Source organism: Sinomonas sp. ASV486 (assembly GCF_030908215.1).
GTDB lineage: Bacteria > Actinomycetota > Actinomycetes > Actinomycetales > Micrococcaceae > Sinomonas > Sinomonas puerhi.
This window is the reverse complement of the sequence record NZ_JAVFJK010000001.1, coordinates 458676-475023: the sequence shown is the minus strand read 5'-3', so window position 1 is coordinate 475023 and position 16348 is coordinate 458676. Positions and strand designations below refer to the sequence as shown.

Genomic DNA, 16348 nt, shown 5'->3' with positions numbered 1-16348 from the left:
GCACGTCAGACACGTCAGACCCGTCAGACACGTCAGGAGAGGAGGACCATGGGTGCCCCGCTTCCCCGTGACCCGATTGCCGATGCCCAGCGCAACTGGGAGCGGCACGGGTGGGGGGACGTCGCGGCGCCCATGGCCGCCATCACGGCGATCATGCGCACGCAGCAGATCCTCACCGCGCGCATCGAGGACGTGCTCAGACCACTCGGGCTCACGTTCGCACGCTACGAGATGCTCGCGCTCCTGAGCTTTGCCCGCACGGGGGCGTTGCCCATGAACCGGGCCAGCGCGCTCCTCCAGGTGCACCCCACGTCGGTGACGAACGCCGTGGACCGGCTCGCTCAGGCCGGGTACGTCGCGCGGACACCGCATCCCACGGACGGGCGGACCACGCTCATCGAGCTCACCCCCGACGGCCGCGCGGTGGCCAAGGAGGCGACCGCGCGGCTCAACGCCGAGGTCTTTGCCCGGTCCGGGTTCACCGGCGGCGACGTCGAGGACCTCATCCGCATCCTCAGCGACTTCCGCCGTGCGGCCGGGGACTTCGCGTGACCTTCAGTTGAGGGGTCACTTCCCAAATGAGGGGTCACTTCTCTAAAGAGCAGGCCTCAAGAATTAGAGATGTGACCCCTCAACGGGGACGTGACCCCTCAACGGGGACGTGACCCCTCAACGGGGACGTGACCCCTCAACGTGGGGAGGGGGAGGGGGTTACTGCTGGGGCTAGTGGTCCGACTGCTCCCGGATGGTGTTGATGACGCCGGAGAAGTCCGTCCCTGCCCCGCCGTGCTCCACGAACGAGTCGTAGATCCTCGAGGCGAGCGGACCCATCTCCGCGGCGACGCCCGTGTGCTCGACCGCGTTGACGGCCAGCCGGAGGTCCTTGGCCATGAGCGCTCCGGCGAACCCGGGCTGGTAGTCCCGGTTGGCAGGGCTCGTCGGCACCGGGCCGGGAACCGGGCAATTGGTCGTAAGGGCCCAGCACTGGCCGGAGGCGTGGGCCGCGACGTCGAACAGGGCCTCGTGGGTGAGTCCGAGCTTCTCGCCGAGCACGAACGCCTCGCTCACCGCGATCATTGATACGCCCAGGATCATGTTGTTGCAGACCTTGGCCGCCTGGCCGAGGCCGTGGGCCCCGCAGTGCACCACGCGCTTGCCCATGGCCTCGAGGACCGGGCGGACGGAGTCGAAGTCCTCGACCTCTCCGCCCACCATGAACGTGAGCGTCGCGGCCTCGGCTCCGACCACTCCGCCCGAGACCGGCGCGTCCACCGAGCGGTGGCCCGCCGCGATGGCCGCCGCGGCAGCCTCCTGCGCCTCGGTCACGTTGATTGTCGAGCAGTCGAGGAACAGCGTGTTGGGTCCGGCCACCGCGAGCAGGCCTGCCTCGCCGCCGATGCCGCGGTACGCGTCCAGGACGTGGCGGCCGCTCGGCAGCATCGTCAGGACCACGGCAGCGCCAGCCGCGGCCTCGGCGGCGGTTCCGGCGAGCGGGATCCCATGCGCCTGCGCGGCCTCGACGGCGGCGGGGACCGGGTCATACCCGATGACGCTGTAGCCAGCCTTGATGAGGTTCGCCGCCATCGGCCCGCCCATGTGGCCAAGGCCGAGGAACGCGATGGTGCCTGCGGCAGAGGGGTCGGTCATGGTGTCTCCTTCAGTCTCCTGATGCGGGTGTGAACGTCCTGCGGGCTCAATGCCCGGGTCTGCGCTCACCGGGCAGCGACCGCCGCGGCGAGGCCCAGTTCGCGCTCGCCGAGCGGCGCGAAGCACGTCTCGACCTGCTCGCGCGTCACGCCGGCGAGCGTGGCCGGCTCCCAGCGCGGGTCCCGGTCCTTGTCGATGACCTGGGCGCGGATGCCCTCGCGGAAGTCGTGCCCGGCGAGGAGGCGCAGCCCTATCCGGTACTCCTCGTCGAGGGCCTCCTCGAGGGCCAGGGCGATCGGGCCGCGGGCCCGCGCGCGCCGCAGCGCCTCGAGCGTCACCTTGACGGAGGTGGGCGACTTGGACTCGATCGTGTCGGCGGCCTCGCGGGCCACGGAGAGCTCCGAGGCCCGCAGGCGGCGCACGATCTCCTCGGCGTCGTCTGACGCGTAGGCCTCATCGACCCACCCGCGCTGTGCCGCGAGCGCGGAAAGGGGTGCCTGCCGCGCGAGCCGGGCAACGGCGTCGTCCGCCCGCTCCGTCTCGAGCGCCGTGGCGAGTTCGTCCAGCCGGTCGCTCGGGACGAAGAAGTCCGCGAGGCCGAGGTGCAGCGCGTCCGCGCCGTCGAGGTGTGCGCCCGTGAGCGCGGCATGGGTGCCCGCCTCGCCCGGCGCGTACGCGAGCAGAAGCGTGCCGCCGACGTCTGGCACGAACCCGATCGTGGTCTCCGGCATACCAGTACGGGTGCGCTCGGTGACCACCCGGTGCGAACCGTGGGCCGAGACCCCCACGCCGCCGCCGAGCACGAGGCCGTCCATGAACGCGACGTAGGGCTTCGGGTAGCGGCTGATGAGCGAGTTGAGCCGGTACTCGGTGGCCCAGAAGCGCGCGCTCGCGTCCCCGCCGTCGACCATGTCCCGGTAGATCGCCACGATGTCCCCGCCAGCGCACAGCCCGCGCTCGCCGGCGCCCCGCACGAGGACCGTCTGCACGGCGTCGTCCTCGGCCCATTCCGTGAGCTGCGCGAGCATCGCCGTGACCATGCCGTGGGTGAGCGCGTTGACGGCGCGCGGGCGGTTGAGCACGACGACGCCGAGCCGGCCGCGCCGCTCGAAGAGGACTTCCGCGGTGGCCTGGACAGTCGCGGACGCGTCGGCTTCAGCCGCCATTCAGCTGCCCGCCGGCATGACGAAGCTCGCGCCCTGGCGGACGCCGGACGGCCAGCGGGACGTGACCGTCTTGGTCTTCGTGAAGAACCGGAACGCATCGGGGCCGTGCTGGTTGAGGTCGCCGAATCCGGAGGCCTTCCAGCCGCCGAACGTGTAGTAGGCGATCGGCACCGGGATCGGCACGTTGACCCCGACCATGCCGACCTCGACGCGGCTCGCGAAGTCGCGGGCGGCGTCTCCGTCGCGCGTGAAGATCGCGACGCCGTTGCCGAACTCGTGCTCGCTGCACAGGCGCAGGGCCTCGTCGTAGTCCGTGGCGCGCACGACGCTCAGTACCGGGCCGAAGATTTCGTGCTGGTAGATCGCCATGTCCTTCGTGACGCGGTCGAAGAGCGTGGGACCCACCCAGAAGCCGCCCTCGTAGCCCTCGACCGTGTGGCCGCGGCCGTCCACGAGCAGGTCCGCGCCCTCCTCGACGCCCTGGGCGATGTAGCCTTCGATCCGTTCCTTGGCCGACGCGGCGACGACCGGCCCGAAGTCCGCGTCCTTGTCCATGCTCGCGCCGACCCGCAGGTCCTTGATGCGCTCCTGGAGCTTGCCGACGAGGGCGTCCGCCGTTTCCTCGCCAACCGGGACGGCTACCGAGATGGCCATGCAGCGCTCGCCGGCGGAGCCGAAGCCCGCGCCGATGAGCGCATCCGCGGCCATGTCCAGGTCTGCGTCCGGGAGGATCACCATGTGGTTCTTCGCGCCGCCGAAGCACTGCGCGCGCTTGCCGTGCGCCGCGGCGGTCGAGTAGATGTACTGGGCGATCGGGGTGGATCCGACGAAGCCGATGGCCTGGACGCGGGGGTGCGTCAGGAGCGCATCCACGGCCTCCTTGTCGCCGTTGACCACGTTGAAGACGCCGTCGGGGAGACCGGCCTCGGTGAGCAGCTCGGCGAGGCGGAGGGGGACCGAGGGGTCCCGTTCGCTCGGCTTGCAGATGAACGCATTGCCGGCCGCGAGCGCTGGGCCCGCCTGCCACAGCGGGATCATCGCGGGGAAGTTGAAGGGGCTGATGCCGGCGACGACGCCGAGCGGCTTGCGCAGCGAGTGCACGTCGATGCCCGTGCCGACGCTGTCGGAGAACTCGCCCTTGAGCAGGTGCGGGGCGGCGCCGGCCGAGAACTCGACAACCTCGAGGCCGCGCTGGACATCGCCCTTGGCGTCCGCGAACGTCTTGCCGTGCTCGGAGGAGAGGAGCTCAGCGAGCTCATCCATGTGCTCGTTGGCGAGGTCCACGAACTTCAGGAGGATCCGGCCACGGCGCTGCGGGTTCATGGCGCCCCATTCGGCCTGACCCTTCTCGGCGTTGGCGACGGCCTCGCTGACCTCGTCCGTGCTCGCGAGCGGGACGCGGGCCTGGACCTCGCCCGTGCAGGGGTTGTAGACGTCGCTATAACGCCCGGATGTGCCGTCGACGCGTGCGCCGCCGATGTAGTGCGAGAGGTCGCGGACCATGGCAAGCTCCTTTGCTTGGGGTGGAATGTGATGCCGGTCATCTGAGATCGAAGATACTCGGACTTCCAACTAATTTCCAGAGCTGGCGCGCCGAGGTGACCTCGCGCCCACATGGGGTGACGTCACGCCCACACGGGGTGACTTCGGCGTCAGGGGGCCCGACGTCACGCTCACACGGCCCGACGTCGCGCTCACACGGGGTGACCTCACGTCCACACGGGGTGACTTCGGCGTTACGGGACCCGATCTCGCGTCAATGGATCGCGTCGAACAGGGCCGCGAGCTCCTCGGTCAGGGCCTTGGAGAGGTCCGGGTCGGAGCCGATGGGCTTGCCGTCGAGGTGGTTCACGGGGGTGAGCAGCCGCACGGAGGAGATGAGCCACACGGCGTCGGCGTCGAACAGGTCCTCCGGAACGAGCGGCCCATACCCGAGCTCCCATCCGGCGTCCTTCGCCGCCGCGAACAGCGCACCCTGGGAGGTGCCCGGGAGGATCCCCGAGTCCAGGCGCGGGGTGACGAGCCTCTTGAGGGTGACCCGGCCGGCGTCGTCCTTCTCAGCGTGGGCGAGCAGCACGGTCGAGGTGGGCCCCTCGAGGACTTGCCCATCGGTGGACGTGAAGATGATGTCGTCGGCGCCGTGTGCATGCGCGTAACGCAGCGCGGCCATGTTCACGGCGTAGGAGAGGGTCTTGGCGCCCAGGAGCAGCCACGGGGCGCGCTCCGCGACGTCGGAGTCGTAGCCCCGATCCAGGAGGAGCACATCGATGCCTTCCTCGCGCTGGCGCTTCGCCGCCGGCGCTGGCGCGGACGCGGCGACCCAGCACGTCGGCTCGTGCGCTCCCTCGACGCCGCGCGTCACGACGAGCTTCACGACCACCTCGGTGAGGGGCCCCACCACGCGCTGGTATTCGTCGAGCGCGGTGACGATGGCCCGTTCCCAGACCGTGTGGTCCGGGATGTCCAGATCGAGCAACGCAGCGCTGTGGGTCATGCGGTGCAGGTGTGCGGGCAGCTTGCGGACGTGGCCGTCCAGCACGAGTGCCGTCTCGAACACCCCGTCGCCGCGCGTCGCACCGAGATCGGTGGCGAACAGCTGTGGCTTGGTGGCGTCCTCGATGCGTCCGTCGGGCAACGCGCGGTCGAGGAACACGAGAACGGTCTGAGTCATGGGGACAGCTTAGGCTGTGCCTATGGTGTTCCAGTTCCCCCTCGTGGGGTTCCTGCCGGACTGGGTCACGCTGCTGCTGGCGGCGGTCGATCTCGTGATCCGCGTGGCGGTGCTGGGCATCATCCCCGGCAACCGGCGGCCCACGACGGCGATGGCGTGGCTCCTTGCGATCTTCTTCGTGCCCACCATCGGGCTGCTGCTGTTCCTCATGTTCGGCAACTTCCGGGTCTCCGGCAAGCGCCGCGAGCAGCAGCAGCAGGTCAACGCGCGCGTCCGTGCGGCGCTCGCCGACTCGCATGACGTCGACACGGCCTTCGAGGGTCCCGACTGGCTCCAGTCCGCGGCAGAGCTCAACCGCGGCCTCGGGTCCCTGCCGATGGTCAACGGCAACACGGTGCGCCTCATCCCGGGCTACGAGGACTCGATCGCCGAGATGACCGAGGCGGTGCGCGGCGCCCAGCGGTTCGTCAACGCCGAGTTCTACATCGTCGGCTGGGACGAAGTCACCGACGAGCTGTTCAGGGCCCTCGCCGACGCCGCGGAGCGCGGCGTCGAGGTCCGGTTCCTGTACGACCACATCGGGTCGTTGCGGGTCAAGGGCTACCGGGACTTCGTGAGGCGGCTCAAGGAGACCCATATCCAGTGGCACCGCATGCTCCCGCTCCTGCCGGTGCGCGGCCAGTGGCGGCGGGTGGACCTGCGCAACCACCGGAAGATCATGGTGGTCGACGGCGAGATCGCCTTCACGGGCTCGCTGAACCTCATCGAGCGGACCTACCACCGCAAGGGCAACCGGAAATGGGTTGAGCTCATGGCCCGGATCGACGGTCCGGCCGTCACGACGCTCAACATCGTCTTCGCCACCGACTGGCTCTCGGAGACGGACGAGATCCTCGAGGACCAGCTCGAGGCCGCCGATCAGGCTGGCGACGAGCCCGCGCAGGTAGTGCCGAGCGGCCCGGCCTTCGCGAACGAGAACAACCTCCGGCTCTTCAACACCCTCATCTACTCGGCGCAGCACCGGCTCTCGATCTGCAGCCCGTACTTCGTCCCCGACGACTCGCTCCTCTACGCGGTCACGACGGCGGCGCAGCGCGGTGTCGACGTCGAGCTGTTCGTTTCGGAGCAGGGGGATCAGTTCCTTGTGCACCACGCCCAGCAGTCGTACTACGAGCAACTCCTCGTCGCTGGGGTCAAGATCTACCGCTACCCGAAACCGTTCGTGCTGCACGCGAAGCACTTCACGGTCGACGACGACGTCGCCGTCCTCGGTTCCTCCAACATGGACATGCGCTCGTTCTCGCTCAATATGGAGGTCTCGCTCATGCTGCCGGGCTCGGTCATCGTCGGGCAGATGCGCAAGGTCGAGGACATGTACCGGGACGTGAGCAAACGCCTCGACCTGCACGAGTGGCGCAACCGGCCGATGCTGACCCGGTATGTGGACAACGTCGCCCGGCTGACGGCGACGCTTCAGTAGCGCTCGCGGCCGTCCGTGCAGGCGCGGGCTGGGGCGGTCTGGTGCGGTCTCGGGCGGTGCGCGGCGGTCCGGCGACGCCGCCGGTCAGCCCGGGAACTCCGAACCCAATGCGCCGAGGACCGCGAAGGCCTTGGTCCGGATCTCCTCGTACTCGTCCGAGGGGTCTGAGTCGGCCACGACGGCGCCGCCCACTCCGAGCGTGAGGCGCGCGGCGCCGTCGTGCTCCTGAATGACCAGGGTGCGGATCACCACCGAGAGGTCCGCCGCGCCCGTGCGCGAGAAGTAGCCGATCGCGCCCGAGTAGACCCCGCGCGGGCCAGCCTCGAGGCGGTCGAGGATGGCCATCGTGCTGATCTTGGGAGCGCCCGTCATGGAGCCGGGCGGGAAGGCGGCGGCGATCGCCTCGGCGCGCGAGGCGCCGGGGCGGAGACGTGCGTCGATGGTGCTCACGAGCTGGTGCACTGTCGCGTACGTCTCGACCGCGAACAGCCGTGACACCGCGACCGAGCCGGGCACCGCGTGGTGACTGAGGTCGTTGCGCAGCAGGTCCACGATCATGAGGTTCTCGGCGCGGTCCTTGGGGTTCGCCGCGAGCTCGGCGCGCACGCGCGCATCGGTCAGGGCATCCTCGGCGGCCGTTGCGCCCGGGGTGCGGCGGCGAGTGCCCTTGATCGGCTCGGCGCGGAGATCGCCGTCGGCGGTCACGGCGAGGAAGCGCTCCGGCGACGTGCTCGCGATCGCGAGCCCCCCGAACCGTGCGAAGGCCGCGAAGGGCGCCGGGCTGCGGAGCCGCAGGGCGCCGTAGACGTCGAGGGGCACGACGGCGGGGCGGTCGCTGCTGGGACGGTCGAGGTCGCGACTCTCGACGTCCTGACTCTGGCCGCTGTGATGGCCGCCCGCGTGAGTGTCGGCTCCAAGGCTGTCGCCTGCAGGTTTGTCGCCTGCGGCGACTGTCGCCTCGAGTGTCGTGGTGAGGCAGACCTCGTAGGTGTTGCCCTCGGTGATCTCGGCGAGGGCCGCGCGGACTTTGTCCATGTAGGACGACGCCGAGTCCCGTCCCGAGAACACCGGGCCCAGACGCGCGGAGGTCACCCCGTGTGTGCCTGAGGTCACCCCGTGTGCGCGCGAGGTCACCCCGTGTGGACCCGAGGTCACCCCATGCACGCCCGAGGTCACCGCGTGTGCGCCCGAGGTCACCCCGTGTGCGTGCCGGACGGCCGCGGCCGCGACGTCGAGCCAAGCTTCGGCGTCGGGCGCATCGAGGGCGAGGAGCCATGCCTCGTCGCGGGCATGGTCGAGCACTACGGCCCGCGCGGCGAAGATCAGCTGGGCGTCCGCGAGGCCCGGGTCCACGTCGGAGCCCCCGCATTCGCGCTTGAGCTCGTAGCCGAGGTACCCGAGCCAGCCGAGGGCGAAGCCGCACTCGAGGCCAGGCACTCCGCTCCCGCCGTGTCCCCACTCGGCGTCGAGCCAGCGGAAGAAGGGCGTGTCGAACCGGGCGGAGACCGGCGTCGCCGATCCGGGACCGTGCACCACCTCGGTCAGTCCGCGGCGGTGGGCCATGTGCCGTCCGAGGAGGCCGGTGTCGTCGGCCATGATGCTGAACCTGCTGCGGGACCCGACTTCGGCCCCTGACGACCCGACTTCGGCGTCAGAGGAGTCAAGCCAGACGGCACGTTCCGAGGCGCCGAACAGCTCGGCGAAGAGCGCCTGCGGGTCCGGCACCGCGGGCATCCGACGCACGACGACGCCCCCGGACTCCCGCGCGGACCGCTCGGGGGCGAGGAGGTCGCGGAGGGACGGCAGGTCCGCGAGCGCGTCGATGACCAGGGCGGCGGTGAGCTCGGCCCGGGCGTCGCCCGGGCGGGAGCCATCCAAGGTGACGGTGACTGCGGCGGCCGAGGATGCGGCGTCGTGCGCGAGCCATGCCTCCTCCTGCGCGGCCCAGCGGTCCCAGTGCGGCGCGTAGGTCGCGCCGTCGCGCGCGAGGGCGCGGCGCTTGCGCTCGTCGTCGGCCGCTTCTACCCAGACCACCGCGTCGATCAGCGCGCGCAGGGGGGCGGCGCTCGCGCCCACGCCCTCGAGGAGCACGACGTCGGCGGGCTGGGTCACGCGTTCGGCACCCTCGGCGTCCGCGGCCCAGTCCCACGGGCGCCAGCGGGCCGGCTCGCCGCGCCGGAGGCACTCGAGGACCTGCAGGCCGCGGCGGATCCCCTCGTCGAGCCCGTCCCACCCCGGGTACAGGTCCTCGAGGTGCATGAGCGCGACACTACGGTGCTCGCGCAACGCCGCCGCGACCTCGACGGCGAGCGATGTCTTGCCCGCCCCGGAGCGACCGTCGACCGCGATGATGGCGGGGCGGCGCGGAGTGGGTGCCGGTGCCACCGGCGTCACGCGTCGGCGGGCAGGCCGTACGCGGCGATCTCGCGCCGCACGTGGGCTACGATCCCCGGAACGGCCGCCGTGATGAGCTTCCATGTCGTCTCGAAGTCGCTCTGGTCGCCGAACCACGGGTCCTCGATGCCCTGGTCGAGGTGGTCGAGTTCCGCGACGGCGGGGTCGAACTCCCGCAGCATGCGGACCTTCTCCTCGGTGCCCGAGGGGGCATGCTCGCGCAGATGGCCGTAGTGGTCCACATCGAGGGCAAGGATGAGCTCCCGCTCGAAGTACCACGCAGGCTCGAACTGCCGCGCGATGTGCTGGTGGCTGCGCAGTCCGTGGCCGTCGAGGACGCGCGCGGCGCGCGGGTCGATCGGCCGGCCGACCTCCCACGCGGTGGTGCCGGCGGAATCGACCAGGGCGCGCTCGCTGAGGCCTGCGGTCCGCAGCGCGGCTCCGAGCATGAACTCGGCCATCGGCGAGCGGCAGATGTTCCCCGTGCAGACCGTGATGATGCGGTAGGGGCTCGCCGGCGAGTTCATGCGACTAAGCATAGGGTCAGGGGACCCCGCGGCCCGCATCGTCTCACACGACGGCGAGCAGCACGCCGACGCCCACGAACAGCACCCCGAAGACCCGGCCGAGCACGCGCTGCCCGGATTCGCTCGTCGTGAACCGCTTGAAGCTCTTCGCGGCGAGCGCGAAGAAGAACCACATGACCACGACGTCCACGCAGACAATGGTCGCGCCGATGACGAGGTACTGGCTCCACAGCGGCAGGTCGGGCCGTACGAACCCCGGGATGAACGCGAGGAAGAAGACGATGGCCTTGGGGTTGAGGAGGTTGACCCACAGGCCGCGACGGAACATCGACCACGCGGGCTCCCTCGCCAGAGAGGTGACGGCGTCCGGCGAGGTGTCCGGCTTGCTGACGAACTGCCGGACGCCGAGGTACACGAGGTACGCGGCGCCGAGGTATCGGATCACGTTGAACGCCGCGGGGGAGCTGGCCACGAGCACCCCAAGACCGGCCGCCACGATCGCGAGGTGCACCACGAGCGCCGCCTGCTGCCCGAGCACGCCCCAGATGGCCCGGCGGAACCCCGAGGTGAGCGAGTTGCTCATCGTGTTGATGGCGCCCGCGCCGGGGGTGAAGCTGATGAGCAGGCAGGCGCCCACGAGGGCGCCCCAGATGGAAAGTGGCACTGGACAAGCCTAGAAGACGCAGGAGACGGCCGCTCACCACAGGACATCGAGGCCTTCGACGTCCCTGAACGCGGGGTCCGCCGTGATCAAACCGAAGCCCTCAACGAGCGCTTGCGCGGCGATGAGCCGATCGAAGGGATCGCGGTGCCCCCAGTCGAGCTGCCCAGCCTCGAGTGCGTGGACCCCGGAGATGCCGATTTCCTCCGAGACCAGCTCGAGCACATGCCGGCGATACCCCACGAAGAGTCCATCGAGTCCTGGTAGCCTGCCCATGCGCCGCTTGTAGGAGAGCTCGTACGCCGAGGCGGCTGAAGCGAGCAATACGGAGTCCCACGACTCGAGGGCGTTCTTCGCCTTGCGCGAGAGCCTGCGGGGTTCTGTCAGTGCCCAGACGAGGGCGTGGGTGTCGAGGAGGTAAGGGGGCTTTCCCATGGGGCCAGATCCTCCTCACCCATCGGTTCGAGGAAGTCGTCGGGCAGATGGCCCTTCACGAAGCCGAGCCGGCGTCTATGCGGGCGGTCGATCTTCACGAGCCGCGCCACGGGCCGCCCGGCCTTGGCAATGACCACGTCCTCGCCGGCCTCGACGAGGTTCAGCAGCTCGGAGAGGCGTGTCTTGGCGTCCTGCACGTTGTACTGGCCCACATTGACCAAGTCTACTTGGTCAATGTCCGCGACGTATGGCTGCGGCTCCCAGTATCGTCTTTCCGGGAACGGCGTCTCGGGCCGAGGGTCCTCAGGTGGACGGTGCGGCGGATACTCGAGGAATGAGCTCATGCCATGACGCTACGGTCGCGCGTCCAGCGGGAGCGAGGGGTCGCCGTCGTGTGTGGACGACGCGCAGTGACGCGCACCTGTGGACGAGCAACGGGCCCAAGTCCAGGCCCGCGCCCGGCGTCTCCTACGCCCGGGCGATGACCTCGCCGTTGGGGATGAGGAACCAGCCGTCCGACGACGCGCCCCACCGGTGCCACCCCGCCGCGATCCGCTCGAGGTCGGCGCGCTCGGCGAAGCCGTACTCGAGGGCCTGGTCCGCGAACGCCGAGTGCAGCACCCGCTCGCTCCACACGCGTGCCTGCCATGCGCGCTGCTGGGGGGTCGCGTACAGCCAGTTGCTGCTCGTGGGTGCCACGTCGCTGAAGCCCGCCTCCTGCATCCAGCCCACGAGCCGCCGGCCGGCGTCGGGCTCGGCGCCGTTGTGCCGGGCGATACGCTGGTAGACGTCCATCCACTCGTCGAGCTCGGGGATCTCGGGGTACCAGCTCATGCCGTGGAAGTCGGCGTCCCGGACCGCCACGATGGCCCCCGGCCGCGCCACGCGCCGCATCTCCCGCAGGGCTGCGACGGGGTCGGTGAGGTGCTGGAGGACCTGGTGGGCGTGCACGACATCGAACGATTCGTCGTCGATCTCGAGGTCGTAGACATTGCCGACGGCGAAGCTTGCGTTCTCCACGCCGCGCTCCTCGGCGAGGGCACGGGCCTGCGCCACGATGTCCTCGGACCGGTCGAGCCCGAGCACGGTCCCGGGGGAGACCATCCGCGCGAAGTCGCACGTGATGCTCCCGGGCCCGCACCCGACGTCGAGCACCGAGAGCCCGGGTGTCAGATAGGGGATGAGGAATGCCGCCGAGTTCTGCGCGGTCCGGGCCGCGTGCGCCTGCACGACGCTCTCGTGGTGGCCGTGCGTGTAGACATCGTCCGGGGTCTGCGGGGTGCTGTCCGAGGCATCCATGGCACCACGTTACCGAAGGGATCACACACCCCTGTGAAGTTGGCAACTAAAGCCCGGAATGCGTCGTGGCTGCCGCCCCTCGGTCCGTAGACTTGAAGGCGAATCATATACGAACTGGCGGGCGATGGTGCCCCTCATCGGGAGGAGCACACATGTCACTGATCCAGAACCAGCAGCACACGCGCAGGATCCGCCGCGGCCGCATGCGCCTCGGCGAGGACATCCTCCTCGCTCGCCACGGCGACAACATCGAGAGCCTGCGCCTCGACCGCCGGGCCGACCGCATGGTGGCCACCCTGCGCGACGGCAGCACCGACTGCGCTTCCAACGCCATCCTCGCCTCCGCCCCGTCGCCCGTTGCACGCCTCGGCGCTCAGCTGCAGGCAGTCCGCGAGGACACCGCCTCCGTGAGCCGCGCAGAGATCCGCACGCTCGTCAAGTTCAGTGCCGTGTGGCTCGTCATCAGCCTCGTGCTGACCGTCGGCATGGTCTGGGCCGCCGCGGCCTCAGGCAGCCCCGCGCTGCTCACCCAGTCGGTGGGGTACCCCGCGTTCTGATCTCCCGCCGGCCGCGCTGACCTCCCGCCGGCGGCGCGGCTAGGCTGGGCCGGTGACTTCCGCCGCTCCGACCTCCTGGAACCCGCGCTTGGCGCTTCTCGTCGCCGCGACGTACTTCATGGAGTTCCTCGACGGCACGGCCCTCGCCACGGCACTGCCCGCGATTGGCCGCGACTTCGGCGTCGCTCCCGCTGACGTCAACGTGGCCATGACCGCCTACCTGCTCACAGTCGCCATGGGGATCCCCTTCAGCTCGTGGCTCGCCGAGCGCTTCGGGCCCCGTCGCGTGTTCGTCTCCGCGATCGCGCTGTTCACCCTCGCCTCCCTCGCGTGCGCCCTGAGCCCCGGACTCGCGGCGCTGACGGTGTTCCGCGCCGTGCAGGGCTTCGGCGGCGCGATGATGGTGCCGGTCGGCTCGCTCGTGGTGCTGCGCGGGACGCCCAAGGACGAACTCCTCAAGGCCACCGCCTTCCTTGTCTGGCCGGGGCTCCTCGCGCCGGTGCTCGCCCCGCTCGTGGGCGGCGCGCTCACCCAGTACCTCTCATGGCACTGGATCTTCCTGATCAACCTCCCCCTCGGTGCGGCAGCCCTCGTCGCTGCGCTGCGCCTGGTGCCCTCCGGCGGCGCCGATCCCGGGAGACGGCTCGACTGGCCCGGCCTCGGGCTCACGACCCTCGGCGTCGCGGCCGTCGTCGTCGGCCTCGAACTGCTGGGCCACAGCGCCGGCGGCTCCGCGGCGGGCGTGGGTTCCCTCGCGGTCGGCGTGGGCGCGCTTGCCGGGGCGGTGGCGTGGATGCGGCGGGCCGAGGCACCGCTGTTCGACTTCCGCGTGCTGCGCGTGCGCACGTTCCGGGCCACCCAGACGGGCGGGTTCGTCTACCGGCTCACCATCTCCGCTGTGCCGTTCATGCTTCCGCTCATGCTCCAGGACGGCTTCGGCTGGGACCCCGTCCGCGCGGGCCTCATGGTCGCGGCGGTGTTCGTCGGGAACATCGGCATCAAACCAGCCACGACCCCGCTCATCCGGCGGCTCGGGTTCAAGCCCGTCCTGATCGGTGCCGCCGCGGCGTCCGCCGTCACGTTCGCCCTGTGCGCCCTCGCGACCCCGAGCTGGCCGGATCCGGTGCTTTTCGGCGTCCTCCTGTTCTCGGGGATGTTCCGATCGATCGGATTCTCTGCATACATGACGGTCCAGTACGCGGACGTGACGGCCACGCAGCTTCCGAGTGCCAACGCGATCGCGAACACGCTGGTCCAGCTCGCGCACGCCCTCGGCATCGCGATCGGCGCGCTCCTGATCCGCCTCTCGGCCTCCCTCATGCACGACGCCGGCCTGGCCGCCTCCGCGGACCCCGCGGCGGGGTACCGGGTCGCCTTCGCTGCGCTCGCGGTTCCCATGCTCGTCTCGGTCGCGGACAGCGCGCTGCTGCCGCGGCACGCAGGGACCGAGGTCAGCGGCCGCCGGTGAGGCCGGATTCCTCCGGCAGCTGAAACTTGAGTCGATGCCACTCAAGTCCATTTGACACCGCGATGCCGATGCGTAGACTTGAGTGCAGACCGCTCAACTTGGCGGCCCGTCAGGGCGCTGGGTCCGGGCGACTCCCGCCAGACCAGCAACTATCAGGAGGAACCTATGTCCCGTGCAGTCGGCATCGACCTGGGCACCACCAACTCCGTCGTCTCCGTCCTTGAGGGCGGCGAGCCGACCGTGATCGCGAACGCCGAGGGCGGACGCACCACGCCATCGGTCGTCGCATTCTCCAAGACCGGCGAGGTGCTGGTCGGCGAGATCGCCAAGCGCCAGGCCGTCAACAACATCGATCGCACCATCGCCTCGGTCAAGCGCCACATGGGCACCGACTGGTCGATCCAGATCGATGACAAGAAGTACACGCCGCAGGAGATCTCAGCGCGCATCCTCATGAAGCTCAAGAACGACGCCGAGTCGTACCTGGGCGAGAAGGTCACCGACGCCGTCATCACCGTCCCGGCCTACTTCAACGACGCCGAGCGCCAGGCCACCAAGGAGGCAGGCGAGATCGCGGGCCTCAACGTCCTGCGCATCATCAACGAGCCCACCGCGGCGGCCCTCGCGTACGGCCTCGACAAGGGTAAGGAAGACGAGCTCATCCTCGTCTTCGACCTCGGCGGCGGCACGTTCGACGTCTCGCTCCTCGAGGTCGGCAAGGACGACGACGGCTTCTCGACCATTCAGGTCCGCGCGACCGCCGGTGACAACCGGCTCGGCGGCGACGACTGGGACCAGCGCGTCGTCGAGCATCTGCTGAGCCAGCTCAAGGTCAAGGGCATCGACCTCTCCAAGGACAAGATCGCCCTCCAGCGCCTCCGCGAGGCGGCCGAGCAGGCCAAGAAGGAGCTCTCGTCCTCGACGAGCACCAACATCTCCCTCCAGTACCTCTCCGTTACCCCCGACGGTCCGGTGCACCTCGACGAGGCGCTCTCACGCGCCAAGTTCCAGGACCTCACGAAGGACCTGCTCGAGCGCACGAAGAAGCCGTTCCACGACGTGATCGCCGAGGCCGGCATCAAGGTGGCAGACATCGACCACGTGGTGCTCGTGGGCGGCTCGACCCGCATGCCTGCCGTCTCCGAGCTCGTCAAGGAGCTCACGGGCGGCAAGGAGCCGAACAAGGGCGTGAACCCGGACGAGGTCGTCGCCGTCGGCGCCGCGCTCCAGGCCGGCGTCCTCAAGGGCGAGCGCAAGGACGTCCTCCTCATCGACGTCACCCCGCTCTCGCTCGGCATCGAGACCAAGGGCGGCGTGATGACCAAGCTCATCGAGCGCAACACGGCCATCCCGACCAAGCGCTCCGAGACGTTCACCACCGCTGACGACAACCAGCCGTCCGTCTCGATCCAGGTGTTCCAGGGCGAGCGCGAGTTCACGCGCGACAACAAGCCGCTGGGGACGTTCGAGCTCACCGGCATCGCTCCGGCCCCGCGCGGCATCCCGCAGATCGAGGTCACGTTCGACCTCGACGCGAACGGCATCGTGCACGTGTCCGCCAAGGACAAGGGCACGGGCAAGGAGCAGTCGATGACGATCACCGGCGGCACCGCGCTGTCCAAGGACGACATCGAGCGCATGGTCGCCGACGCCGAGCAGCACGCTGCCGAGGACAAGCAGCGCCGCGAGGCAGCCGACACGCGCAACGCCGCAGAGCAGCTCGCCTACTCCGTGGACAAGCTCATCGCGGACAACAAGGACAAGCTGCCGGAGGACGTCAAGGCCGAGGTCCAGGCCGACGTCGACGCGCTCAAGAAGGCCCTTGAGGGCACGGACAACGCGGACGAGGTGAAGGCCGCGTTCGAGAAGCTCCAGCACTCCCAGACCAAGCTCGGCGAGGCCATCTACTCGCAGGCCCAGGCCCCGACCGACGGTGCCAAGGCCGGCACGGCCGACGCCGGCGCCCACGCGAGCGGCTCGGCCCACGCCGACGAGGACATCGTCGACGCCGAGATCGTGGACGAAGACGAGAAGAAGAAGTAG

15 protein-coding genes are annotated in these 16348 nt (G+C 70.0%); 5 read left to right on the top strand and 10 right to left on the bottom strand.

The window, feature by feature from the left end; translation table 11 throughout:
* Positions 1–48: 48 nt before the first annotated feature.
* Complete coding sequence (locus RBS60_RS02210; protein WP_307955868.1) at positions 49–552, top strand: MarR family transcriptional regulator; 504 nt, start codon at positions 49–51, stop codon at positions 550–552.
* 171 nt (positions 553–723) lie between these two features.
* Here RBS60_RS02210 and mmsB read toward each other — a convergent pair whose 3' ends face one another.
* The 4 genes from mmsB to RBS60_RS02190 form a co-directional block, all read right to left on the bottom strand.
* Entirely contained in the window at positions 724–1647 is a 924-nt protein-coding gene (gene mmsB, locus RBS60_RS02205; protein WP_307955867.1) for a 3-hydroxyisobutyrate dehydrogenase, read from the bottom strand.
* Between the two features lie 65 nt (positions 1648–1712).
* Positions 1713–2813, bottom strand: a complete 1101-nt coding sequence (locus tag RBS60_RS02200) for an enoyl-CoA hydratase/isomerase family protein (protein WP_307955866.1) — start codon at positions 2811–2813, stop codon at positions 1713–1715.
* Positions 2814–4316, bottom strand: coding sequence for a CoA-acylating methylmalonate-semialdehyde dehydrogenase (locus tag RBS60_RS02195; protein ID WP_307955865.1), 1503 nt, complete (start codon positions 4314–4316; stop codon positions 2814–2816).
* Between the two features lie 253 nt (positions 4317–4569).
* A complete protein-coding gene (locus tag RBS60_RS02190; protein WP_307955864.1) occupies positions 4570–5484 on the bottom strand; it encodes an aminodeoxychorismate lyase in 915 nt (304 codons plus the stop codon).
* Between the two features lie 22 nt (positions 5485–5506).
* Between RBS60_RS02190 and cls the strand changes: the two genes are divergently transcribed.
* The gene (cls, locus tag RBS60_RS02185; RefSeq protein ID WP_307955863.1) at positions 5507–6964 is read left to right on the top strand and encodes a cardiolipin synthase; all 1458 of its coding nucleotides are present in this window, start codon (positions 5507–5509) and stop codon (positions 6962–6964) included.
* An 84-nt stretch (positions 6965–7048) separates the two neighbouring features.
* On the opposite strand, the gene RBS60_RS02180 is transcribed toward cls, so the two are convergent.
* The 6 genes from RBS60_RS02180 to RBS60_RS02155 form a co-directional block, all read right to left on the bottom strand.
* On the bottom strand, positions 7049–9349 hold the full coding sequence (locus RBS60_RS02180) for a chorismate-binding protein (protein ID WP_307955862.1): 2301 nt from the start codon (positions 9347–9349) through the stop codon (positions 7049–7051).
* 5 nt (positions 9350–9354) lie between these two features.
* Positions 9355–9885, bottom strand: coding sequence for a low molecular weight protein-tyrosine-phosphatase (locus RBS60_RS02175; RefSeq protein ID WP_307955861.1), 531 nt, complete (start codon positions 9883–9885; stop codon positions 9355–9357).
* Positions 9886–9928: 43 nt separating this feature from the next.
* Positions 9929–10549 carry a LysE family transporter gene (locus RBS60_RS02170; RefSeq protein WP_307955860.1) on the bottom strand — a complete coding sequence of 207 codons (621 nt, stop codon included), beginning with the start codon at positions 10547–10549 and terminating at the stop codon, positions 9929–9931.
* A gap of 33 nt (positions 10550–10582) precedes the next feature.
* Positions 10583–10981 carry a type II toxin-antitoxin system VapC family toxin gene (locus RBS60_RS02165; protein WP_307955859.1) on the bottom strand — a complete coding sequence of 133 codons (399 nt, stop codon included), beginning with the start codon at positions 10979–10981 and terminating at the stop codon, positions 10583–10585.
* On the bottom strand, positions 10930–11325 hold the full coding sequence (locus RBS60_RS02160) for a type II toxin-antitoxin system prevent-host-death family antitoxin (protein ID WP_307955858.1): 396 nt from the start codon (positions 11323–11325) through the stop codon (positions 10930–10932). Before RBS60_RS02160 ends, RBS60_RS02165 begins: the two co-directional genes overlap by 52 nt.
* A 124-nt stretch (positions 11326–11449) precedes the next feature.
* Complete coding sequence (locus RBS60_RS02155) at positions 11450–12280, bottom strand: methyltransferase domain-containing protein (protein ID WP_307955857.1); 831 nt, start codon at positions 12278–12280, stop codon at positions 11450–11452.
* A 152-nt stretch (positions 12281–12432) separates the two neighbouring features.
* Here RBS60_RS02155 and RBS60_RS02150 point away from each other — a divergent pair, with 152 nt between their 5' ends.
* The 3 genes from RBS60_RS02150 (at position 12433) to dnaK (ending at position 16348) form a co-directional block, all read left to right on the top strand.
* Positions 12433–12837, top strand: coding sequence for a hypothetical protein (locus tag RBS60_RS02150; RefSeq protein ID WP_307955856.1), 405 nt, complete (start codon positions 12433–12435; stop codon positions 12835–12837).
* A gap of 52 nt (positions 12838–12889) precedes the next feature.
* On the top strand, positions 12890–14305 hold the full coding sequence (locus RBS60_RS02145) for an MFS transporter (RefSeq protein WP_307955855.1): 1416 nt from the start codon (positions 12890–12892) through the stop codon (positions 14303–14305).
* A 165-nt stretch (positions 14306–14470) separates the two neighbouring features.
* Positions 14471–16348 carry a molecular chaperone DnaK gene (gene dnaK, locus RBS60_RS02140; protein ID WP_307955854.1) on the top strand — a complete coding sequence of 626 codons (1878 nt, stop codon included), beginning with the start codon at positions 14471–14473 and terminating at the stop codon, positions 16346–16348.

Excerpts from the sequence above, each read along its gene's own strand:
- RBS60_RS02210 (WP_307955868.1), top strand. The coding sequence starts at position 49 with ATGGGTGCCCCGCTTCCCCGTGACCCGATTGCCGATGCCCAGCGCAAC.
- mmsB (WP_307955867.1), bottom strand. The coding sequence starts at position 1,647 with ATGACCGACCCCTCTGCCGCAGGCACCATCGCGTTCCTCGGCCTTGGC.
- RBS60_RS02200 (WP_307955866.1), bottom strand. The coding sequence starts at position 2,813 with ATGGCGGCTGAAGCCGACGCGTCCGCGACTGTCCAGGCCACCGCGGAA.
- RBS60_RS02195 (WP_307955865.1), bottom strand. The coding sequence starts at position 4,316 with ATGGTCCGCGACCTCTCGCACTACATCGGCGGCGCACGCGTCGACGGC.
- RBS60_RS02190 (WP_307955864.1), bottom strand. The coding sequence starts at position 5,484 with ATGACTCAGACCGTTCTCGTGTTCCTCGACCGCGCGTTGCCCGACGGA.
- cls (WP_307955863.1), top strand. The coding sequence starts at position 5,507 with ATGGTGTTCCAGTTCCCCCTCGTGGGGTTCCTGCCGGACTGGGTCACG.
- RBS60_RS02175 (WP_307955861.1), bottom strand. The coding sequence starts at position 9,885 with ATGAACTCGCCGGCGAGCCCCTACCGCATCATCACGGTCTGCACGGGG.
- RBS60_RS02165 (WP_307955859.1), bottom strand. The coding sequence starts at position 10,981 with ATGGGAAAGCCCCCTTACCTCCTCGACACCCACGCCCTCGTCTGGGCA.
- RBS60_RS02160 (WP_307955858.1), bottom strand. The coding sequence starts at position 11,325 with ATGAGCTCATTCCTCGAGTATCCGCCGCACCGTCCACCTGAGGACCCT.
- RBS60_RS02155 (WP_307955857.1), bottom strand. The coding sequence starts at position 12,280 with ATGGATGCCTCGGACAGCACCCCGCAGACCCCGGACGATGTCTACACG.
- RBS60_RS02150 (WP_307955856.1), top strand. The coding sequence starts at position 12,433 with ATGTCACTGATCCAGAACCAGCAGCACACGCGCAGGATCCGCCGCGGC.
- dnaK (WP_307955854.1), top strand. The coding sequence starts at position 14,471 with ATGTCCCGTGCAGTCGGCATCGACCTGGGCACCACCAACTCCGTCGTC.